General features: G+C 50.0%; 16 protein-coding genes. 7 read left to right on the forward strand and 9 right to left on the reverse strand.

From position 1 onward, the window contains the following. Positions 1-26: 26 nt before the first annotated feature. The 3 genes from MNO13_RS02730 to pepA form a co-directional block, all read right to left on the reverse strand. Positions 27-2882, reverse strand: a complete 2856-nt coding sequence (locus MNO13_RS02730) for a valine--tRNA ligase (RefSeq protein ID WP_121814836.1) — start codon at positions 2880-2882, stop codon at positions 27-29. Positions 2883-2888: 6 nt separating this feature from the next. Then, positions 2889-3347 carry a DNA polymerase III subunit chi gene (locus MNO13_RS02735; RefSeq protein WP_064543234.1) on the reverse strand — a complete coding sequence of 153 codons (459 nt, stop codon included), beginning with the start codon at positions 3345-3347 and terminating at the stop codon, positions 2889-2891. Positions 3348-3461: 114 nt separating this feature from the next. Beyond that, the gene (pepA, locus tag MNO13_RS02740; RefSeq protein WP_064543236.1) at positions 3462-4973 is read right to left on the reverse strand and encodes a leucyl aminopeptidase; all 1512 of its coding nucleotides are present in this window, start codon (positions 4971-4973) and stop codon (positions 3462-3464) included. 275 nt (positions 4974-5248) lie between these two features. On the opposite strand from pepA, the gene lptF reads away from it, so the two are divergent. Beyond that, on the forward strand, positions 5249-6352 hold the full coding sequence (gene lptF, locus MNO13_RS02745) for an LPS export ABC transporter permease LptF (protein ID WP_237931329.1): 1104 nt from the start codon (positions 5249-5251) through the stop codon (positions 6350-6352). Beyond that, complete coding sequence (gene lptG, locus MNO13_RS02750) at positions 6353-7432, forward strand: LPS export ABC transporter permease LptG (protein WP_064543240.1); 1080 nt, start codon at positions 6353-6355, stop codon at positions 7430-7432. A 219-nt stretch (positions 7433-7651) separates the two neighbouring features. Here lptG and MNO13_RS02755 read toward each other — a convergent pair whose 3' ends face one another. Further along, the gene (locus tag MNO13_RS02755) at positions 7652-9154 is read right to left on the reverse strand and encodes a helicase HerA-like C-terminal domain-containing protein (protein ID WP_064543242.1); all 1503 of its coding nucleotides are present in this window, start codon (positions 9152-9154) and stop codon (positions 7652-7654) included. Positions 9155-9288: 134 nt separating this feature from the next. On the opposite strand from MNO13_RS02755, the gene MNO13_RS02760 reads away from it, so the two are divergent. Continuing rightward, complete coding sequence (locus MNO13_RS02760) at positions 9289-10926, forward strand: glycerone kinase (RefSeq protein WP_241939494.1); 1638 nt, start codon at positions 9289-9291, stop codon at positions 10924-10926. Positions 10927-10991: 65 nt separating this feature from the next. On the opposite strand, the gene MNO13_RS02765 is transcribed toward MNO13_RS02760, so the two are convergent. Continuing rightward, entirely contained in the window at positions 10992-11492 is a 501-nt protein-coding gene (locus MNO13_RS02765) for a M48 metallopeptidase family protein (protein ID WP_064543246.1), read from the reverse strand. A 116-nt stretch (positions 11493-11608) separates the two neighbouring features. On the opposite strand from MNO13_RS02765, the gene rlmG reads away from it, so the two are divergent. Beyond that, positions 11609-12745 carry a 23S rRNA (guanine(1835)-N(2))-methyltransferase RlmG gene (gene rlmG / locus MNO13_RS02770; protein WP_064543248.1) on the forward strand — a complete coding sequence of 379 codons (1137 nt, stop codon included), beginning with the start codon at positions 11609-11611 and terminating at the stop codon, positions 12743-12745. Positions 12746-12852: 107 nt separating this feature from the next. On the opposite strand, the gene MNO13_RS02775 is transcribed toward rlmG, so the two are convergent. The 4 genes from MNO13_RS02775 to MNO13_RS02790 form a co-directional block, all read right to left on the reverse strand. Continuing rightward, on the reverse strand, positions 12853-14871 hold the full coding sequence (locus MNO13_RS02775; RefSeq protein ID WP_241939495.1) for an NADPH-dependent 2,4-dienoyl-CoA reductase: 2019 nt from the start codon (positions 14869-14871) through the stop codon (positions 12853-12855). Between the two features lie 167 nt (positions 14872-15038). After that, positions 15039-16106, reverse strand: coding sequence for an ABC transporter ATP-binding protein (locus MNO13_RS02780; protein WP_241939496.1), 1068 nt, complete (start codon positions 16104-16106; stop codon positions 15039-15041). An 18-nt stretch (positions 16107-16124) separates the two neighbouring features. Then, a complete protein-coding gene (locus tag MNO13_RS02785) occupies positions 16125-17492 on the reverse strand; it encodes a phosphohexomutase domain-containing protein (protein ID WP_241939497.1) in 1368 nt (455 codons plus the stop codon). 24 nt (positions 17493-17516) lie between these two features. Next, a complete protein-coding gene (locus MNO13_RS02790) occupies positions 17517-18551 on the reverse strand; it encodes a LacI family DNA-binding transcriptional regulator (protein WP_064543256.1) in 1035 nt (344 codons plus the stop codon). Positions 18552-18759: 208 nt separating this feature from the next. Between MNO13_RS02790 and MNO13_RS02795 the strand changes: the two genes are divergently transcribed. Genes MNO13_RS02795 through MNO13_RS02805 form a run of 3 tightly spaced genes read left to right on the forward strand, consistent with a single transcriptional unit; the run spans position 18760 to position 21706 of the window. Continuing rightward, a complete protein-coding gene (locus MNO13_RS02795) occupies positions 18760-19998 on the forward strand; it encodes an ABC transporter substrate-binding protein (RefSeq protein WP_241940038.1) in 1239 nt (412 codons plus the stop codon). Between the two features lie 5 nt (positions 19999-20003). Next, the gene (locus MNO13_RS02800; protein ID WP_064543258.1) at positions 20004-20879 is read left to right on the forward strand and encodes a carbohydrate ABC transporter permease; all 876 of its coding nucleotides are present in this window, start codon (positions 20004-20006) and stop codon (positions 20877-20879) included. After that, on the forward strand, positions 20879-21706 hold the full coding sequence (locus tag MNO13_RS02805; RefSeq protein ID WP_121814843.1) for a carbohydrate ABC transporter permease: 828 nt from the start codon (positions 20879-20881) through the stop codon (positions 21704-21706). The genes MNO13_RS02800 and MNO13_RS02805 overlap by 1 nt, the downstream gene beginning before the upstream one ends. Position 21707: the final 1 nt, after the last annotated feature.

Consider the following 21707-nt stretch of genomic DNA (forward strand, 5'->3'; position numbering starts at 1 on the left):
GGCCTTTTAACTTTCAACCAACCTAATTACAGCGCGGCAATCGTCGCTTTCTGTTCAGTCAGTTTCACTTTAGCTTCGCCACAAGCAGCCAGACGTTCGCGTTCTTTCGCGACAACAGCTTCAGGCGCGCGTGCCACAAAGCCTTCGTTAGACAGCTTGTTTTCGATGGCTGTAATTTCAACATCCAGCTTCGCCATCTCTTTATCCAGACGCGCAAGTTCAGCCGCTTTGTCTACCAGACCGGCCATAGGGATCAGCAGCTCTGCACCTTCGATGATTTTGGTCACGGAAACCGGGCCTTTATCATCAGCAGGCAGCAGGGTGATGCTTTCCAGGCGCGCCAGGTTTTGCAGGAAGGTACGGTTCGCATTAACGCGACGTTCCGCTTCTGCACTGACGTTGCGCAGCAATACTGGCAGTGGTTTACCCGGAGAGATGTTCATCTCAGCACGAACGTTACGCACTGCGGTGATTGCCAGCTTCAGCCACTCGGTATCGGCAAACGCAGCTTCATCGTCCTGTGCGCTGTTATACGCCGGGAACGGTTGCAGCATGATGGTATCGTCGGTGATGCCTTTGAAGGTTTTCACGCGCTGCCAGATGGTTTCAGTGATGAATGGAATGATTGGATGCGCAAGACGCAGCAAACCTTCCAGCACGTTAATCAGCGTATTACGCGTGCCGCGCAATTCCGCTTCAGAGCCACTGTTCATGACCGGTTTGGTCAGCTCCAGATACCAGTCACAGAACTGGTTCCAGGTGAATTCATACAGAATGTTGGCAGCGATATCAAAGCGATAGCTGTCCAGCGCTTCACGGTACGCTTTCACAGTGCGGTTGAATTCCGCCAGAATCCAGCGGTCTGCCAGAGACAGAACCATTTCGCCGCCGTTAAAGCCGCAATCCTGGTCTTCGGTATTCATCATCACGAAACGGCTGGCGTTCCACAGCTTGTTACAGAAGTTACGGTAACCTTCCAGGCGCTTCATGTCCCAGTTGATATCGCGACCGGTTGAAGCCAGTGCTGCCAGCGTAAAGCGCAGTGCATCGGTGCCGTGTGGCTCAATACCGTTCGGGAATTGCTTCTCGGTGCGCTTACGGATTTTCTCAGCCAGCTGTGGCTGCATCATGTTACCGGTACGCTTCTCGAGCAGATCTTCCAGGGAAATACCGTCAACCATATCCAGTGGATCGATAACGTTACCCTTGGACTTGGACATTTTCTGCCCTTCGTCATCACGGATAAGACCGGTCATATAGACAGTTTTGAACGGAACCTGTGGCTTGCCGTCTTCATCTTTGATGAAGTGCATGGTCAGCATGATCATGCGTGCAATCCAGAAGAAGATGATGTCGAAGCCGCTGACCATCACGCTGGTCGGGTGGAAGGTGCGCAGCGCTTCGGTGTTTTCCGGCCAGCCGAGTGTGGAGAACGTCCACAGACCGGAGGAGAACCAGGTATCCAGTACGTCTTCGTCCTGGTTCAGAACAACGTCGTCGCTAAGATTGTTTTCAGCACGGACTTCCGCTTCGTTGCGGCCAACGTACACGTTGCCTTCAGCATCGTACCAGGCCGGGATACGGTGACCCCACCACAGCTGACGAGAAATACACCAGTCCTGAATATCACGCATCCAGGAGAAGTACATGTTTTCGTACTGCTTCGGCACGAACTGAATGTCGCCTTGCTCAACTGCTTCAACCGCGACTTTCGCCAGCGGAGCAGTACGCACGTACCATTGGTCAGTCAGCATTGGCTCGATAACCACGCCGCCACGGTCGCCGTAAGGTACGGTCAGATCGTGTGGTTTGACTTCTTCGAGCAGGCCCATTTCATCAAACGCCGCAACCACCGCTTTACGCGCGGCGAAACGTTCTAATTTCTGGAACTGAGCCGGGATTTCGTTGCTATACACATCGGCTTCTTCGCCGTTGGTATCAAACACTTCTGCCGTTTCGCGGATGTCACCGTCGAAGGTCAGAATGTTGATCATTGGCAGGGCGTGACGACGGCCAACTTCATAGTCGTTAAAGTCGTGTGCAGGCGTGATTTTCACGCAGCCGGTGCCTTTTTCCATGTCGGCGTGTTCATCGCCAACAACTGGAATGCGGCGGTTAACCAGCGGCAGCACCACAAATTTACCGATCAAATCTTTATAACGCGGATCTTCCGGGTTCACGGCCACGCCAGTATCACCGAGTACGGTTTCTGGACGGGTGGTCGCAACAACCAGGTAATCTTTGCCATCAGCGGTTTTCGCGCCGTCAGCCAGCGGATAACGCAGGTGCCACATCGAACCTTTGGACTCGCGGTTTTCCACTTCCAGATCGGAAATTGCCGTGCGCAGTTTCGGGTCCCAGTTTACCAGGCGCTTACCGCGATAAATCAGGTCTTCTTTGTACAGGCGAACGAACACTTCTTTCACCGCGTTGGACAGGCCTTCATCCATGGTGAAGCGTTCGCGCTCCCAGTCAACTGAGTTGCCGAGACGACGCATCTGACGGGTGATGGTGCCACCAGACTCTGCCTTCCACTGCCAAATTTTCTCGATAAAGGCGTCGCGGCCATAGTCGTGACGTGTTTTCCCTTCTTCGGCGGCAATTTTGCGCTCAACGACCATCTGGGTCGCGATGCCGGCGTGGTCAGTCCCCGCCTGCCACAGAGTATTTTTACCCTGCATGCGCTGGTAACGAATCATGGTATCCATGATCGTTTGCTGGAAGGCGTGACCCATATGCAAGCTGCCGGTAACGTTCGGCGGCGGGATCATGATGCAGAAGCTTTCCTGGCTGGTATCGCCATTTGGCTTAAAGTAGCCCTGCTGTTCCCAGTGCTCGTAAAGCGGCTGTTCGATATCTTGCGGGTTATATGTCTTTTCCATTGTCTGCTATGTCGTTCCCGGCGGGGTATGAGTCGCCGTAGTCAAGTGGAAACCAGCAACGCGATATGCTTTATAGCGATCGCGGGCCAGTTGTTTTTGAGTGTCTTCGTAAGGTACGAAGTCTATCACTTCATGGAAAGCGGTGGCAAAATCTGCGAACTGTGGCAACAGGCTAATCAGCACATCGCGGGCTGAACTCCCACGCCGCTGCGGCCAGGCCAATTCCACTGGGGCTCCGTAACGCGGGCCTTCACCGGCAAGATTATGCGGTACAAACGCGTGCGCGTCGCGCTGCCAAAGAGCTTCATCCAGACGGATCGCTTGTTGTTCATCAACACAAGCAATCAGCAGGCGTTTTCCTGCGCGAAAGCTTTCTGCCGCCAGTTCACACACCAACGCTTCAACGGCACTCAACTCACCAGAAGGCGTGTCGTTGTCGAGCAGGTAGAACGTCGCGTTTTTCATTAAGCCAGCTTTTTCTATTGAATATGGACGCCCTCACCCTAACCCTCTCCCGCAGGAGAGGGAACATTCTTTTCACCCTCTCCTGCGGGAGAGGGTCGGGGTGAGGGGAAACAATCACTCTTCGCCGTTAAACCCTGAACGGTTCAACAGGAATTGCGACAACAGTGCCACCGGACGACCGGTTGCCCCTTTCGCTTTACCTGAACGCCAGGCGGTACCTGCGATATCGAGGTGTGCCCAGTTGTACTTACGGGTAAAGCGCGACAGGAAGCAGGCTGCAGTGATAGCGCCGCCTGGACGGCCACCGATATTTGCCATATCAGCAAAATTGGTTTCCAGCTGTTCCTGATACTCATCGGCAATCGGCAGACGCCACGCGCGGTCACCCGCTTGCTCAGAGGCGCTAATCAGCTCATGTGCCAGTGGGTTGTGATTCGACATCAAACCGGTGATGTGATGGCCCAGGGCAATCACACATGCGCCGGTAAGCGTTGCCACATCGATAACCACTTCAGGTTCGAAGCGCTCAACATAAGTCAGCACATCACACAGCACCAGACGGCCTTCCGCATCGGTATTCAGTACTTCAACGGTCTGGCCAGACATCGTTGTCAGCACGTCGCCTGGGCGATACGCACGCCCGCCAGGCATGTTTTCACAGCCCGCCAGCACGCCGATAACGTTAATTGGCAGATTCAGTTCAGCCACCATACGCATCACGCCGTACACGGAAGCTGCGCCGCACATGTCGTATTTCATCTCATCCATGCCTTCGGCAGGTTTGATAGAAATACCACCGGAGTCGAACGTCAGGCCTTTACCGACCAGCACGATAGGGCGCACATCCGGTGAATTATTGCCTTTGTATTCGATTACGGACATCAGAGATTCGTTCTGGGAACCATCACCTACTGCGAGGTAAGAGTGCATGCCCAGCTCTTTCATCTGCTGCTCACCGATGACACGAGTGACCACATTTTTGCTGTAAGAATCAGCCAGTTGACGTGCCTGGGAAGCCAGGTATGCCGCGTTACAGATGTTTGGTGGCATATTACCAAGATCTTTTGCTGCTTTAATACCGGCAGCAATCGCCAGACCATGCTGAATGGCGCGCTCGCCGCTGGTCAGTTCGCGACGGGTTGGCACGTTAAAGACCATTTTACGCAACGGGCGACGTGGCTCGCTTTTGTTGGTCTTGAGCTGATCGAAGCTATACAAGGACTCTTTTGCCGTTTCCACCGCCTGGCGTACTTTCCAGTAAGTGTTGCGGCCTTTAACGTGGAGTTCGGTCAGGAAGCAAACGGCTTCCATCGAACCCGTATCGTTTAGTGTATTGATCGTTTTTTGGATAACTTGCTTATACTGACGCTCGTCCAGTTCACGTTCTTTGCCACAGCCAATCAGCAGAATGCGCTCTGAGAGCACGTTCGGAACATGGTGAAGCAATAAAGTTTGGCCGGCTTTTCCCTCGAGCTCACCACGGCGCAAAAGCGCGCTGATGTAGCCATCGCTGATTTTATCGAGTTGTTCGGCGACCGGGGACAGGCGACGCGGTTCAAAGACTCCCACAACGATGCAGGCACTACGCTGTTTCTCGGGGCTACCGCTTTTTACACTGAACTCCATGCACTACGCTCCTGAATCTTAAAGACAACGACGGTGGCTACAGCTAGAATTACAAGCTTTCGTAACTCATGTCCGCGGTTGCGATGACTTCGTGTTAATCTTACGAGTATGTTTGTACTGTTTTGGCGACGTCAATTAAATCACCCTGTGCCAGAAACATGCTGAGCTTCTTAATCTTAGCGATGTTTTCGACGACTCAAGAGAATAAATGACGTATAAGCGATGAAACAAGCAATTTTCCTGCAAAAAGACTCGTTTTCACAGGCGTATTTAATGTGATTATCATAAGATATCTGGTTCGGGAGACGTTCAAAAGCCAACTTGCGATCCTCTTCATCCTGCTGCTGATCTTCTTTTGTCAGAAGCTAGTCAGGATTCTTGGGGCAGCGGTTGACGGCGATATTCCGACAAATCTCGTTTTCTCTCTCTTAGGGCTGGGCGTGCCTGAAATGGCGCAACTTATCCTGCCTCTTAGCCTTTTCCTTGGGTTACTCATGACCTTTGGCCGCCTGTATACCGAAAGCGAAATTACGGTAATGCATGCTTGTGGCTTGAGTAAAGCGGTGCTGATCAAAGCTGCAATGATCCTCGCACTCTTTACCGGTGCTGTTGCTACCATCAACGTGATGTGGCTCGGCCCGTGGTCTTCACGCCACCAGGATGCAGTGCTGGCGGAAGCCAAAGCTAACCCTGGCATGGCTGCGCTGGCTCAAGGGCAATTCCAGCAAGCGACCGATGGCAACTCAGTGCTGTTCATTGAGAGTGTTAACGGTTCAAGCTTCAACGATGTTTTCCTGGCGCAATTGCGTCCGAAAGGTAATGCGCGTCCATCCGTCGTTGTTGCGGATTCCGGCCATTTGTCACAGCGGCAAGATGGTTCCCAGGTGGTGACGCTCAATACGGGCACTCGTTTTGAAGGCACCGCACTGCTGCGTGATTTCCGTATTACAGACTTCCAGGATTACCAGGCGATTGTTGGGCACCAGTCGGTCGCGCTTGATCCCGATGACTCCAGTCAAATGTACACGCGAGCCTTGTGGGCAAGCGATGCGCCTAACACGCGAGCTGAATTACATTGGCGTCTTACGCTGATAGTGACCGTATTTATCATGGCATTGATGGTTGTTCCGTTAAGCGTAGTGAACCCGCGACAAGGTCGTGTGCTTTCAATGCTGCCAGCCATGTTGTTGTATTTGGTCTTCTTCCTGCTGCAAACTTCTCTGAAATCGAATGCGGCGAAAGGGAAAATCGACCCAATGCTATGGATGTGGTTGGTTAACCTGGTCTATTTTGCCATCGCAGTGGTGCTCAATGTGTGGGATACGGTGCCGATGCGCCAGCTACGTGCACGCTTTAGCAAAACACGAGGAGCGGCATAAATGTTTGGTGTTCTCGACCGTTATATCGGTAAAACCATCTTCACCACCATCATGATGACATTGTTCATGCTGGTGTCGCTGTCGGGCATTATTAAGTTTGTTGACCAGTTGAAAAAGGCCGGTCAGGGCAGCTATTCGGCGATGGGGGCGGGGATATATACCGTCCTTAGCATTCCAAAAGACATCCAGATTTTCTTCCCGATGGCCGCACTTCTCGGTGCGTTGTTAGGGTTAGGGATGCTGGCACAGCGCAGTGAGCTGGTGGTTATGCAGGCCTCCGGTTTTACCCGCATGCAGATTGCCTTGGCCGTGATGAAAACAGCTATTCCACTGGTGTTGCTAACCATGGCGATTGGCGAATGGGTCGCACCGCAAGGCGAACAAATGGCGCGTAACTACCGTGCGCAACAGATGTACGGCGGTTCTTTGCTGACGACCCAGCAAGGTTTGTGGGCAAAAGATGGCCACAACTTTGTCTATATCGAACGTGTGAAAGGTAACAACGACCTCGCCGGTGTGAGCATTTACAGTTTCAGTAAAGAAAAACGCCTCGAATCAGTTCGATATGCCGCATCAGCACAATACGATGTGGAGCATAAAGTATGGCGACTGTCTCAGGTTGATGAATCTAACCTCACCGACACGAAACAAATTACTGGCTCACAGACGGTTAGTGGCGAGTGGAAAACTAACTTAACCCCAGACAAACTGGGTGTTGTGGCACTAGACCCGGATGCGCTATCGATTAGCGGTCTGCACAACTACGTTAAGTACCTTAAGGCCAGCGGACAAGATGCCGGGCGTTATCAGCTCAATATGTGGAGCAAAATCTTCGCGCCACTCTCTGTTGCGGTAATGATGTTAATGGCACTGTCGTTCATCTTTGGCCCACTGCGTAGCGTGCCGATGGGGGTGAGAGTTGTCACCGGTATCAGCTTTGGTTTTGTGTTCTACGTGCTCGACCAAATCTTTGGCCCTCTCAGCCTTGTGTACAGCATCCCGCCGATTTTGGGTGCGTTGCTACCAAGTGCAACGTTCTTCTTAATCAGTCTGTGGTTAATGATGAAGCGCTCCGGCTAATACCCATCATACTTCAAGCTGCAACTGTGTTGGCTGCACTCACAAACCCCAGTCACTTACTTATGTAAGCTCCTGGGGGTTATGCGGCCCATCCTTGGGCCTTACCCCTTTGGGGACGCTGCAAGCAGCGTTCAAATTTGTTCCAGACAAATTTGTTGTTCTTTTGCCGCCTTGCTGCAACTCGAATTATTTTGGGTATAGATAGTTAACGTGTAGATATTACCGTTTACGCCCCCCCATAATACTGCCCAACACTCCGCGAATAATTTGGTTAGTCACCTGGCGTGCTGCACTCTTGGCCATGGTTTGCACCACACCGTCTTTTTTGCCACCACGCGGCCCTGTGGTTCCAAACAAAATATCCTTCAGTCCGCCAAGAATACCGTCATCTACCGCAACAGATTCGCCTTTTGCAGGCGGTGCATTTTGTTGCTCACCTGCGGCTTGCACACCCTGTTGTAATCGTTCATAGGCGGATTCACGATCGACCGTTTCATCGTATTTGCCGTATAGCGGTGAATGGTTCAGTAACCCGTTACGTTCATCTTCAGTGACAGGCCCCATGCGTGAGCAAGGTGCAATTACCATGGCGCGCTCGACTACCGTTGGGCTGCCTTTTTCGTCCAGCAAAGAAATTAATGCTTCCCCAGTGCCCAGCTCCTGAATCGCTTTCTCAGTATCGAATTTAGGGTTGGCTCGCATGGTTTGTGCCGCCGTTTTTACTGCTTTCTGGTCCTTCGGTGTAAAGGCGCGTAGCGCATGCTGGACCCGATTACCTAACTGCCCCAGTACGGTATCTGGAATATCCGACGGGTTTTGGGAAACAAAATACACCCCAACGCCTTTGGAACGAATCAAACGAATAACCTGCTCGATTTTATCCAGTAGCACTTGCGGTGCGTCGTTAAATAGCAGATGCGCTTCATCAAAAAAGAACACTAGTTTTGGTTTTTCCAGGTCACCAGCTTCTGGTAGTTGTTCATAAATTTCTGAAAGCATCCACAGCAAACTGGCGGCATACAGTTTCGGCATCTGGTACAGCTTTTCGGCAGATAAAATATTGATAATGCCTTTACCGTTGGCATCGGTACGCATCCAGTCTTTAATATCCAGCATCGGTTCGCCAAAGAAATACTCAGCACCTTGTTGTTCGAGCTGTAAAAGCCCACGTTGAATGGCACCGACAGAAGCACTGCTGATATTGCCGTACTGGTTCTGGAACGATTTTGCGTTATCGCCGATGTACTGCGTCGCGGCGCGCAAATCTTTAAAATCGAGCAGCAACAAGCCTTGATCATCCGCAATGCGGAAGATGATTTGTAGCACACCAGACTGTACTTCATTGAGATTAAGCAGGCGGGCGAGTAACAGCGGGCCAAGATCTGAAACAGTCGCCCGTACCGGATGGCCTTTTTCGCCAAAGATGTCCCACAGCACCACTGGGTTTTTGTGCGGTGACCAGTCAGTTACACCAATTTTTGCCAGCCGTGCGAGCAGCTTTTCAGACTCAACGCCTTCTTGTGCAATACCGGTGAGGTCACCTTTCACATCCGCCATAAATACCGGTACGCCAATCTCTGAAAACGACTCAGCCAGCTTTTGTAACGTCACCGTTTTACCGGTGCCGGTCGCCCCGGTTATCAGCCCGTGACGGTTTGCCATGCCGGGCAGTAAATGCAGTTCTTGTTCAGTGGTTCTGGCAATCAGCAGTGGTGCAATCATGATGATTTCCTGTGGCGATATTTCCATAAGCATAGCAAGCGCATACGGAACGTCACCCGCCAAAATCCTGGTTTGCGCAGATCCTCGCAGCAAAGGCTATGCTTTGCATATGTATTACTTATTATTGGGAAGCCATGTCCAGATTCTTCTTTAACGACCGTCAGAAAATGGTCGACGATGCCATCGAAGGTGTGATCATCAGTTCTCGTTTTCGTAATTTGACCCGTTTAGATACCGATCCCGCTATACGTGTGGTGGTACGCAAAGACTGGAATAAGAGCAAAGTGGCGATTATTTCAGGTGGCGGTTCGGGGCATGAACCGGCTCACGCAGGCTTTGTTGGCAAAGGGATGCTAACCGCTGCGGTATGTGGGGACTTGTTTGCCTCGCCAAGCGTGGATGCGGTTTTAAACGCGATTGTTGCGGTCACGGGCGATCGCGGTTGTTTGCTTATCGTCAAAAACTACACTGGCGATCGTCTTAATTTCGGGCTTGCGGCGGAGAAGGCCAAAAAACACGGTCTCAAAGTGGAGATGGTGATCGTTGGCGATGATATTTCGTTGCCCGATAACAAACAGCCACGCGGCATTGCCGGAACGGTACTGGTGCATAAAATTGCGGGCTTTGCCGCAGAACAAGGCAAGTCTTTGAGCGATGTTCGAGACATCGCGCAAAGTGCCTGCGATAGCATTGCCAGCATGGGTGTCGCCATGCAAACCTGCAACCTTCCGGACCAAAATGAAGAAGAAGGGCGCATCAAAGGCGGGCATCTCGAGCTAGGTCTGGGGATTCATGGTGAACCTGGAGCCAGTACACTGGATAGCCAAAACAGCCAGAAGACGATTGCTACTCTGGTGAATCATTTGCGTAAAAAGACCGGCAACGACGCAAGACTGGCAGTGCTGGTTAACAATCTTGGTGGCGTATCGTCTTTGGAAATGGCCATGCTTACCAAAGAGCTTGTGCATTCAGAATTAAAAGACCAGATCGATTATTTGATTGGCCCGGCACCACTGGTCACTGCATTGGATATGAAAGGATTTTCACTGTCCGCTATAGTGCTAAATGATCGTTTTATCAAAGCATTGCATGCAGATGTGGAAACGGCAGGCTGGTGCCCGGTGGTAAAACTCCACGCGATGCCAAAGCGGAAACACAGTGTGATACGTATCGAATCATCGGCGAAGTCGTCAGAAAATGCGGACGTTAAAACGTTGGTGGCGAATATTACGAATACGCTTATCGCACAGGAAAAAGCGTTGAATGCGCTGGATGCCAAAGTCGGAGATGGTGATACTGGCTCCACGTTTGCACAGGGTGCACGCGACATTGCACAGCTTAACGATGACGGCAAACTGCCATTAAATGACCCAGCGGCGCTGCTGGAATTAATCGGCGAACGCCTGGCAACGGTGATGGGTGGCTCAAGTGGCGTACTGATGTCGATCTTCTTCACTGCGAGCGGGCAGCAAGTCGCTAAAAAGCAGCCACTTGTCGATGCCTTGCTATTTGGCCTTGAACAAATGAAACGCTACGGTGGGGCAGAACTGGGTGATCGCACGCTAATTGACGCGTTACAGCCAGCACTGGAAGCATTAAAAAATCAGGATTTGTCTGCTGCAATAGAAGCCGCAGAAGCTGGTGCAGCAGCCACGGCGAAAATGCAGAAAGCTAATGCCGGACGTTCGTCGTATGTAAACAGCGAGAATCTGAAAGGGGTGAAGGATCCAGGTGCAGTAGCGATTGCCGCAGTATTTGCCGGGATAAAGTAAGTTAGAGCATTGAACGTGATTTCGTAGGGTGGATAAGCGCCAGCGTCACCCACCATTTTTTCCGATCACGCCTGCCCGCTCAATGCCATCTGCGTTAACCAAAGCCGCGTATCAAACTCCAGTTGGTGATATTGCGGCTCCATATGGCAGCACAGCGAGTAAAACGCCTTGTTATGATCTTTCTCTTTTAAATGCGCCAGCTCGTGCACCACGATCATGCGCAAAAAGGCTTCTGGCGCATTTTTAAATACTGTCGCCACGCGAATTTCAGCTTTGGCTTTTAGCTTGTTCCCTTGCACGCGCGACACGGCAGTATGCAAACCCAGCGCATTATTCAGCACATGAATTTTGCTGTCATAAGCCACTTTATTAATCGGCGGCGCATTACGCAGATACTGGTTTTTAATCTCTTGCGTCCAGGCATACAACGCTTTATCGGTAGTGATGTTATGCGTTTCTGGATAGCGTTTTTGCAGGACCTCGCCCAGACGTTGTTCCGCAATCAGCGTGCGAACCTGAGAGAGCAAATGCTCTGGGTAGCCCTGTAAATAAGTTAAATTGCTCATAGTTCTCGCTTGCTCGAAGTCTTTCAAAAGGCAGTTGCGCAGTTTTTGGAAAAAAAAGGGTATACTCACGCCCCCATTCGGGGATTACGCCGAAATTTTACCATCCAGGAGGGCCGATGAGCCAATTAGACAACGGTTTCCGTTCACTGACACTAAAACGTTTTCCAGAAACGGATGACGTTAACCCACTACAGGCGTGGGAAGCTGCCGATGATTATCTTTTGCAGCAACTGGACGAAATCGAAATCAGTGGCCCGGTCCTGATTTTTAACGATAACTTCGGGGCGCTGTCTTGCGTGCTGGCTGAACACAAGCCGTACAGCATCAGCGACTCGTATCTTAGCGAACTGGCTATCCGTGAGAACTTGCGCGAGAACGGCATCGTTGAATCCAGCGTCACGTTTCTTGATAGCACTGCAAAATATCCAGAAGCTCCAGCAGTGGTTCTGATTAAGATCCCTAAAACGCTGGCATTACTGGAACAACAACTGCGCTCGCTGCACAGTGTCGTGACCCCAGAAACACGTATTATCGCGGGTGCGAAAACACGCGACATTCACAACTCAACCATTGAGCTGTTTGAAAAGATCCTTGGGCCGACCACGACCACTCTGGCCTGGAAAAAAGCGCGTCTCATCAACTGTACTTTCAATGCACCCGTGTTGAAAGAAGCCGCAGAAACCCTGAGCTGGAAACTGGAAGGTACGCCGTGGACGATTCACAACCACGCCAACGTATTCTCCCGCACTGGCCTGGATATTGGCGCTCGTTTCTTTATTGAAAACCTGCCAACTAACCTGGAAGGCGAAATTGTCGATTTAGGTTGTGGTAACGGTGTGATTGGCCTGCACTTGCTGGAGCAAAGCCCAGAAGCAAAAGTGGTATTTGTTGATGAATCACCGATGGCCGTTGCTTCAAGCCGCCTGAACGTTGAAACCAACATGCCGGAAAATCTGGATCGCTGCGAATTTATGATCAACAACGCGTTGTCAGGTGTTGAGCCATATCGCTTTAACACGATTCTGTGCAACCCACCGTTCCATCAGCAACATTCGTTGACCGATCAGGTGGCGTGGGAAATGTTCCACCACGCCCGTCGTTGCCTGCAAAATGGCGGCGAGCTGTACATCGTTGCTAACCGCCATTTGGACTACTATCACAAGCTGAAGAAAATCTTCGGTAACTGCGACACGGTTGCGACCAACAAAAAATTCGTGGTGCTTAAAGCCGTGAAGCTGGGCCGTCTTCGCTAAGCGTTTGGTCACTTCTGCTAAAAGTGGTGGATGACGCTTATCGCTTATCCACCCTACAAAAGCTGGCCTGTAGGTCGGATAAGCGCAGCGTCATCCGACGTTTAGCTCTAAATTTCCAGCGCTAAACGGGTGCCCTGCGCGATTGCGCGTCGGGCATCCAGTTCCATCGCCACATCTGCTCCACCAATCAAATGTATCGTCTTCCCTAATTCTTGCAGCGGTTGTGTCAATTCACGGCGCGAATCTTGCCCGGCGCAAATAATCACATTATCGACTTTCAGCGTTTGCGGCTCACCGCCAACCGTGATGTGCAGACCCTCATCATCAATGCGTTCGTAAGTTACGCCCGCCAGCATTTTGACACCGCGTGCCAGCAGCGTGGTGCGGTGAATCCAGCCTGTCGTTTTACCTAAACCTTCACCTGGCTTACTGGTTTTGCGTTGCAGCATTACAATCTGGAGCGGGCTTTTATGCAGATGAGCGCCTTCTGGACGCAATCCTCCTGCGTGTTGCAGGCTGGTATCAATACCCCATTCCACGCAAAACTCAGCGATATTCTGGCTCGTGGACTCCCCTTCCTGGCTTAGATACATCGCGGTATCAAAGCCAATACCGCCGGCACCGATAATCGCCACGCGGTCACCCACTGGCGCTTTTTCACGCAACACATCAATATAATTCAATACTTTAGGATGAGTAATACCGTCGATAAGCGGCATGCGTGGCTCGATCCCGCAGGCGAGAATAATCTCGTCGTATTCTTCGAGCATTGGCGCGGTGACGTATTGATTCAGGCAAACTTCCACTCCGGTCAGCTCCAACATGCGGCGGTAATAGCGCAGTGTTTCGTAAAACTCCTCTTTGCCGGGGATCTGCTTGGCGATATTAAATTGGCCGCCGATTTCAGAGGCTGCATCAAACAATGTCACTTTGTGGCCACGCGCTGCGGCATTGATCGCAAAAGCAAGCCCGGCAGGCCCAGCACCAATTACCGCCAGATTTTTATGCACGGAAGCGGGGACAATCGGCATTTTGGTTTCATGGCAGGCGCGGGGATTGACCAGGCATGAAGTCACTTTGCCGAGGAAAATCTGATCCAGGCATGCCTGATTGCAGCCAATGCAGGTGTTGATTTCATCTTCGCGCCCCTGCTCGGCTTTGGAAACAAACTCCGCATCGGCGAGGAATGGCCTCGCCATTGACACCATATCGGCGTCGCCATCAGCAATGATTTTTTCTGCGGTTTGCGGATCGTTAATGCGGTTGGTAGTGACAAGCGGAATAGAAACCTGGCCTTTGAGTTTGCGGGTCACCCAGCTAAATGCGCCGCGTGGCACAGGTGTTGCGATGGTTGGAATACGCGCTTCATGCCAGCCGATGCCAGTGTTAATTAACGTGGCACCGGCTTTTTCAATCGCTTTTGCAAGCTGTACGGCTTCTTCAAACGTGCCGCCGCCATCGACCAAATCCAGCATCGACAGGCGATAAATGATAATAAAATTCGCTCCCACTTTTTCACGCACCGCGCGGACGACTTCAATGGCAAAACGCATGCGGCGAGGGTAATCGCCGCCCCATTCGTCATCGCGCTGGTTGGTTCTTGCCGCTAAAAACTGGTTAATCAGATAGCCTTCGGAACCCATGATTTCGACGCCATCGTATCCGGCAAGCTGTGCCAGATTTGCGCACTGAGCAAAATCCTCGATCAAAGTCAGGATCTCTTCATGGCTCAAGGCGTGGGGTTTAAAACGGTTAATCGGTGCCTGGATTGCGGAAGGGGCGACCGGGTTTGGCTGGTAGCTATAACGCCCGGTATGCAGGATTTGCAGGGCGATTTTTCCGCCTTCTTTGTGCACTGCATCGGTAACAATCTGATGATGGGCAAGCTGGCTTACGTCATTGAGTACCGCGCCGCTTTCCACGCCGACGCCAGAAGGCGAGGGGGCAACGCCGCCAGTGACAATTAACGCCACGCCGTGGCGTGCGCGCTCGGCATAAAACGCCGCCAAACGGTCAGCGCCTTTAGGGTGCTCCTCAAGTCCGGTGTGCATCGAACCCATCAGCACACGGTTTTTAAGCGTGGTGAAACCCAGGTCTAGTGGGGAAAACAGCGACGGATAGCTCATATTCTCTTCCTGCGGGTCATTATTATTATGTGGTCGGATGAGTTAGTAATCTAGCTTGATGTAGCGCAAATGGGGAGAAGTTGTCGAATGATTGTGACATAACTCAAAGAACGGCAGTCATGCAGGTCGGGTAAGCGAAACGCTTCCCGACACAACAGAAGCTGTATTTAGTGCGCCAGGCGTTTACCCAGTGCATCAAACAGATGAAGATGTTTTTCATCTACGCCCAATGTTAGCGCCGTCCCACTGGTGAAATTGAGCTGCTGGAAGGATTTCAGGCAAACCGATTGCCCGGCTAAATCCAGATAAACCAGCGTTGAATCACCCTGAAGTTCAGTAAATTTGGCGCTGGCATCAAACTGGTAATCTGCCGCTTCGCCGAGGCGCAGGTGTTCCGGACGAATGCCGATAAACACTTTATCGCCCTGTTGTAACGTTGCGGGCGGGTTCGCCATAGGCAATATCACATCGTTGGCAATATGCAGCGCATTGCGCTGGAACGTCGCGGGCAAGATATTGATTTTCGGCGTGCCAATAAACTCGGCGACGAACAAGTTTTCAGGCCGGTTATACAGCTCCAGAGGTGTACCAACCTGCTCAATTTTACCTTTGTAGAGCACCACAATTCTGTCCGCCAGCGTCATGGCTTCAACCTGATCGTGGGTGACGTAAATCATCGTATTGTGCAAATTGCCGTGTAGTTGGCTAATTTCCTGGCGCATTTCAACGCGCAATGCGGCGTCCAGATTCGACAGTGGTTCATCAAACAGAAAGATTTTGGGTTGTTGAACGGTAGAGCGGCCAATCGCCACACGTTGCCGTTGCCCGCCAGAAAGATTCTGCGGCAGGCGGTCGAGCAACTCTTCAAGCTGTAACATTTTGGCGGCTTGCGTAATGCGCCGCGTAATTTCGTCTTTCGGTGTTTTGACATTATTGAGGCCGAAAGCGAGATTTTCGCGCACCGTCATATGTGGATAAAGCGCGTAGGATTGAAACACCATCGAAAGACTACGCTGACCAGCAGGTAAATCAGTGACATCCTGGTCACCGATGATTATCGAGCCACTGTTTAAACTTTCCAGCCCGGCAATAATGCGTAATAACGTTGATTTACCGCAGCCAGATGGGCCGACCAGCACAATAAATTCGCCGGAATGAATATCGAGTGACAGGTTTTCGATGATGGTATTTTTTTCGTAGGTTTTATTAATATTTTTTAGGGTAACAGTGGTCATCATTTTCTCCGTATTGATTCACAGCGATTCAATAAGTGATAACAGCAGCGAAGTTTTCATCTTCATCAACGCATGATCGCCACGGCTTTCAACGTTCAGGCGCAGCAAGGGTTCAGTATTCGAGGTGCGTAAATTAAAACGCCATGTGTCAAATTCCATGCTTAAGCCGTCACAATGGGATTGGCTCACACATTGTGCTGAAAACTTCGCTTCAATATGTGCCAGTACGGCAAGAGGGTTCTTAACGGTGATATTGATTTCGCCGGATATCGGGAATTGGTTTTTACGCTCGGCGACTAGTTCGGATAAATTTTTGGCGGTGGTATTCAATAACTGAAAAACTAACAGTGCGGGGATCATGCCGCTGTCACAATAACCAAATGAGCGAAAATAGTGATGACCACTCATTTCACCGCCATAAATGGCATCTTCCTGGCGCATTTTATCTTTTATAAATGCATGACCCGTTTTGGACTCAATCGCTATTCCGCCACACTGGCTGATGATTTGTTGTGTATTCCAGGTCAGGCGCGGGTCATGAATAATTTTCTCACCCGCAGCCTGGTTAAGAAACCCACTTGCCAGTAACCCCACCAGATAATAGCTTTCGATGAACTCGCCCTGGCTGTCGAAGAAAAAACAGCGATCAAAATCGCCATCCCAGGCAATACCTAAATCGGCTTTGTGTAACATGATTGCCGCACGCGTGTCATAGCGGTTTTCTTCAAGCATTGGGTTCGGCACACCATTAGGGAAATGGCCATCCGGTTCAACGTATAACTTGATGAATTCAATGGCCGCATGGCTTTTGCGCAGCGCATTTTCCAGGGCTTCAAGGGCGGGGCCAGCCGCGCCATTTCCCGCATTGACCACCACTCGCAACGGGCGGCTTAACGGCGTGGTGATATAACTCATCAGATGGTTAATCCAGGCGTCACGATGTGAAACTCGCTGATAACTCCCTGGTTGTGCCGCTTGAGTAAAATCATTCGCCAGCGCCAGCGCTTTAATCTCCAGCAACCCGTTGTCGTTACTGACCGGATGGGCTTGCTCACGCACAATTTTCATGCCGTTATGATTGGCTGGGTTATGGCTGGCAGTAATTTGAATGCCACCATCGGCTTTCAATATCCGCGTAGCAAAATAAACTTCTTCCGTGCCCACCATGCCAATATCGATAACATCGACACCGCTCAGCGTTAATTCTTTTGCCAGGATATGTTTATATGCATCCGACGTCAGACGGCTGTCGCAGCCAATGACCATGCGCTTGGGTTTTAACCAACTGGCGACAGCGTGTGCAATTCGCAGAATAATATCGTGATTAATGGTGACATCCACTTCACCACGAATATCGTAGGCTTTGAAACAGCTAAGTTCATCCATAAATTAACCCGTATCAGTAGAACGTCACGTTGACGCTCCTTCAATAAATTGATAATCCAGCTCGTAATGGGTTTTATTATTTTCGTCGAGTAATAACTTCACGGCGATCGCCCCTTTTTCCTCGGCATGCTGAGAAATGGTGGTTAAACGAATGCCTGATGTATTTACCGGAATATTATCGAAACCCGTAATCGCCACTTGCTGTGGAATAGCGATATTATTTTCGACGCAATAATTGATTGCACCAGCGGCAAAGCGGTCAGATAAACAAATTAATGCGCTAATTTCAGGGTGCTCGGTTAACAGAATTTTTGCAGCCTGCGCACCGTGTTGTTCATTGTGAATGGTTTCGTACAACCAGCATTCGTTAAGGGCAATCTCATGAGCGGCAAAGACATCGCGGCAGGCATTGACACGCGTTAGCATCACGCTGTTATCGCCGTTCACGGGTTGCTCAAGTGAACGCATACCCGCAGCCGATTTTTGTGATGGGAAGGAGATGATACCGAAGCGGCGATGGCCTTTATTAAGTAAATAACTGCATATTTCGTTCATCGCTTTTTGGTTATTAATTGACACGCTGCTGTGGTCTGGTAAAGAAAAATCGATAGTGACCACGGGAATATTCTTCGCCAATGCCTGCTGGATAACTTCATCATTATTGTGGGTGGCGTTAAGAATATAACCATCAACCAGCGTATTGATCGTTTTTATTTTAATGTTTTGGCTATTTTTTAACGGAATCAGCACCAGGTTGATATCATGGTTTTCGCACTGCGTAGCGATACCTTTCATCAAATTGAGATCGTGATTATCGATAAACACGTAGCTCATTGAGTCATTAAAAATCACCCCGATGGTATCTGACTTGCCGGTACGCAGCGCCCGGCCCAGTCTGTCTGGCCCCTGAAAGCCGCAAGAAGCGGCATATTCAATAATTTTCCCCCGTAGCTCAGCGGAAAGTTTGTCGGGGTTGTTCCACGCGTTAGAAACGGTGGTATGCGAAATACCTAATGCTTTTGCGATGGATTTGGTGGTTACTTTTTTGTTGTCATTCATCTTCTTCAGTACGTCTTTTTTTGTTTTTCATACTTCGTAATTTGCCATGAGTTTAACGTTAAACAAAGCTGTTTTTGTGACTTGTTTAACGTTAAACATAAATTCCTGGTGTTAGCGTGAAAATAGGATGCGCGCTTACTGTTTCAAAGGAGAGTTTCTAGTGAAAATTTTTACACTGGTTAAATGGACAGCCCCAGTTGTATTAGCAATGGTTATTTCGGGCTGCGGGCAGGATGACGAAAAGACAGCGGAACAAGACGCTACACCAATAAAAATGTGGGTTGCACCGAATGAAAATGAAGAAGCTTTCTGGAATGCAATGGTCACCGAATGGAATAGTTTACCGGAGCACCACAAAGTAGAATTCACGACCATTCCGGCAGCCAGCAGCTCTGAAGAAGCCATTATGAATGCACTGGCTTCGGGAACAGAACCTGATATTTCGAGTAATATTTTTATCGGTTTTGCCAGCCAACTGAATGAGATGGATCAGCTCATCGATCTGGCGAAATTACCCGGTTACCCGCAACTGATTGAAAACCGCCATATGGGGAAAATTGTTCCGGCCTGGGAAATTAACGGCCAGAAAAATGTGTTGCCGATTTACATTAATCCTATCGTCTATTGGTGGCGAATGGACTTATTAAAGCAATATGGCTATGACAAAGTTCCAACCACGTATCAGGATATTTATACGCTTTCACAGCGTCGTGCGGATGATAAATCAGGTTATGCCATTCAACTTACCGCCGGAAAAAACTGGTGGGATCGCTGGTTCGATTTCATCCCATTATTTTATGCCGCCACCAATGGCCAAGCTTATATTGCTGATAACAAAGCCCAATACAATAATGCCCAAGGGGAAACCGTCCTGACATTTATGGCGAAAATATTTGCCAATAAGTGGAGTAGTTATGATTTCACTGCCGTAGATGATCCATTAGCCACCGGCCAGGTAATGGCATCGGTGCGTGGCCCGTGGGATATCGCCCGTTATCGCAAGCAATACCCAACCATTCTTGAAAGTATCCAGATAGGCCCGATGGTCACCGCTGATGGGCACCCTCAGCCTCACACCCTGGCAGACAGCAAAGGCGTGGTGATGTTTAAAAGCAGCAAACACCAAACTGAAGCCTGGGAGTTTATTCAGTGGGTATTTAACGCGCCAGAACATGACCTGAAATGGCTGGAATTAACCGGCATGCCACCTGCACGTGAGGACTTACTCACCAACAGTCTGTTTACCGGTTATCTTGGCCACAGCCCAGTGGAAAAGCAGATTGCAGCCTTTGTGGCGAATGCACAACCGCCAGCGGCGACCACCAAAACCAGCGAAATTCAGCGCAGCATGACGCAAATGATCGAACGCACTATCTTCTCTGGCAGCGCCCCGATAGAAGCACTCAATCAGTCTGCCGCTGAAACTGACAAGTTGCTCGGGCAATAATTATTATGCGCAGAATAAGAATTAGTGATTCTTCATTAGGGGGCCTGTTGGCCTCCTCGTGGCTCGGGTATTCCGTGTTGTTTTGGTTTTATCCGTTTGTCTGGTTAGCCATCTTAAGTGTGACCCAATGGCAATTTATTGGCACTCCTCGCTTTAACGGATTGTATAACTTTATTGGCGTGATGCAGGATGAATTATTCTGGAAATCAATGCTCAATGTGCTGCGCTTCTTGCTCTATTACATTCCGATAGTGTTAGTTGCATCATTACTTTTTGCCGCGGGATTAAAGCGTATTAAATATGGCAAGGGGTTTATTGCCTTGAGCTTTCTGTTAGCGAATGTCTCATCGGGTGTGGCGTATTCCATCGTGTTTTCAAAGCTGTTTAGTGAATACGGGCCGATAAACGAATTTCTGCGCGAATGGCTGGGTTTTGCCATCCCATGGTTTACTAACCCAGACTGCGCCATGTTATCTATTGCTTTAATTGTGACATGGAAGTTTGTTGGCTATTACGGCTTGATTTTATATTCCGGCATGATGGCAATTCCAAAAGATATTTATAGCGCGGCGATCCTCGATAAAACCGGGCGCTTTAAACAGCTGTATGCCATCACTCTGCCGATGATGAATGCGCAAATCATCATGGTGCTGGTGCTGGCAATTACCGTCGCCTTCGGCATTTTTACCGAACCTTATTTAATCACCGGCGGTGGCCCGCTCAATAGCACCACTACACCAATGGTGGTGATGTATGAAGCCGCCTTCCAGAATATGAAACCCAGTTGGGCGGCAACCATGTCTATTATTGTCGCGGCTTGTAGTTTTGCACTTATTTGGATCTTGCGTCGAATGTTTGAAAAAAATATCGAGATCGTCTGATGAAAAAATTTAAACCGCTCAGTTTATTGATTCACCTGGCGATGCTGACGCTGGCGATAACCTGGCTATATCCGTTTATCTGGATGGTGGTGGTGTCGTTTAAAGATACGGCGCAGATTTATACCACCGCATTATTCGATGGGCGCTTCTCGCTTGATAACTATGCTTTTCTTTTTGATAACAGCGCCCGTGCGGATAAACCCTTTTTACGCACGCTGTTTAACTCGATGTTTATTGCCATCACCATTACCGCCAGCGTGACGTTAACCTCGACGCTGGTAGGTTATGCGGTGGCGAAAATTCAGTTCCGTGGCAAAAGCGCATTTAAAAATTTGCTGATTGTGCAGATGGTTTTCCCGGTATTCATGTTCATTATTCCGCAGTTTGTCTTAATGCGTGAGCTGGGGCTTATCAACAGTTACGGGGCGATGATCCTGCCGTTTATGATGAGTGCATGGGGAATATTCATGGTGTCGCAAAGCTTTAAAGGGACACCAAATGATTATATTTATGCCGCTAAATTAGATCACGCCAGTTTATGGGGGATTTTGCGCCACGTGATGATGCCGCTGAATAAATCGATTCTGGCGATTGTCGCGCTGTTTACCTTCTCCAGCGCGTGGGACAACTTCCTCTGGCCGCTGATTGTGATGCGCGAAGCAGAAAAAATGCCGTTTTCGGTATTACTGGCAACGTTCAGCAAATCGTATGGCGTTTATCTCGGGCCGGTGATGGCTGGTGCCGTAGTGCAAACGTTGCCAGTGGTTATTCTCTTTATCTTGTTCCGTAAATATTTCCTGCAGGGAATGTCGCTGTCATTAAAATAAT

The sequence above is a fragment of the Buttiauxella ferragutiae genome (assembly GCF_022637515.1).
GTDB lineage: Bacteria > Pseudomonadota > Gammaproteobacteria > Enterobacterales > Enterobacteriaceae > Buttiauxella > Buttiauxella ferragutiae.

Bases quoted from the DNA above. Each gene is read 5' to 3' on its own strand.
- MNO13_RS02730 (WP_121814836.1), bottom strand. From the start codon at position 2,882: ATGGAAAAGACATATAACCCGCAAGATATCGAACAGCCGCTTTACGAG.
- MNO13_RS02735 (WP_064543234.1), bottom strand. From the start codon at position 3,347: ATGAAAAACGCGACGTTCTACCTGCTCGACAACGACACGCCTTCTGGT.
- pepA (WP_064543236.1), bottom strand. From the start codon at position 4,973: ATGGAGTTCAGTGTAAAAAGCGGTAGCCCCGAGAAACAGCGTAGTGCC.
- lptG (WP_064543240.1), top strand. From the start codon at position 6,353: ATGTTTGGTGTTCTCGACCGTTATATCGGTAAAACCATCTTCACCACC.
- MNO13_RS02755 (WP_064543242.1), bottom strand. From the start codon at position 9,154: ATGATTGCACCACTGCTGATTGCCAGAACCACTGAACAAGAACTGCAT.
- MNO13_RS02760 (WP_241939494.1), top strand. From the start codon at position 9,289: ATGTCCAGATTCTTCTTTAACGACCGTCAGAAAATGGTCGACGATGCC.
- MNO13_RS02765 (WP_064543246.1), bottom strand. From the start codon at position 11,492: ATGAGCAATTTAACTTATTTACAGGGCTACCCAGAGCATTTGCTCTCT.
- rlmG (WP_064543248.1), top strand. From the start codon at position 11,609: ATGAGCCAATTAGACAACGGTTTCCGTTCACTGACACTAAAACGTTTT.
- MNO13_RS02775 (WP_241939495.1), bottom strand. From the start codon at position 14,871: ATGAGCTATCCGTCGCTGTTTTCCCCACTAGACCTGGGTTTCACCACG.
- MNO13_RS02780 (WP_241939496.1), bottom strand. From the start codon at position 16,106: ATGACCACTGTTACCCTAAAAAATATTAATAAAACCTACGAAAAAAAT.
- MNO13_RS02785 (WP_241939497.1), bottom strand. From the start codon at position 17,492: ATGGATGAACTTAGCTGTTTCAAAGCCTACGATATTCGTGGTGAAGTG.
- MNO13_RS02790 (WP_064543256.1), bottom strand. From the start codon at position 18,551: ATGAATGACAACAAAAAAGTAACCACCAAATCCATCGCAAAAGCATTA.
- MNO13_RS02795 (WP_241940038.1), top strand. From the start codon at position 18,760: ATGGTTATTTCGGGCTGCGGGCAGGATGACGAAAAGACAGCGGAACAA.
- MNO13_RS02800 (WP_064543258.1), top strand. From the start codon at position 20,004: ATGCGCAGAATAAGAATTAGTGATTCTTCATTAGGGGGCCTGTTGGCC.
- MNO13_RS02805 (WP_121814843.1), top strand. From the start codon at position 20,879: ATGAAAAAATTTAAACCGCTCAGTTTATTGATTCACCTGGCGATGCTG.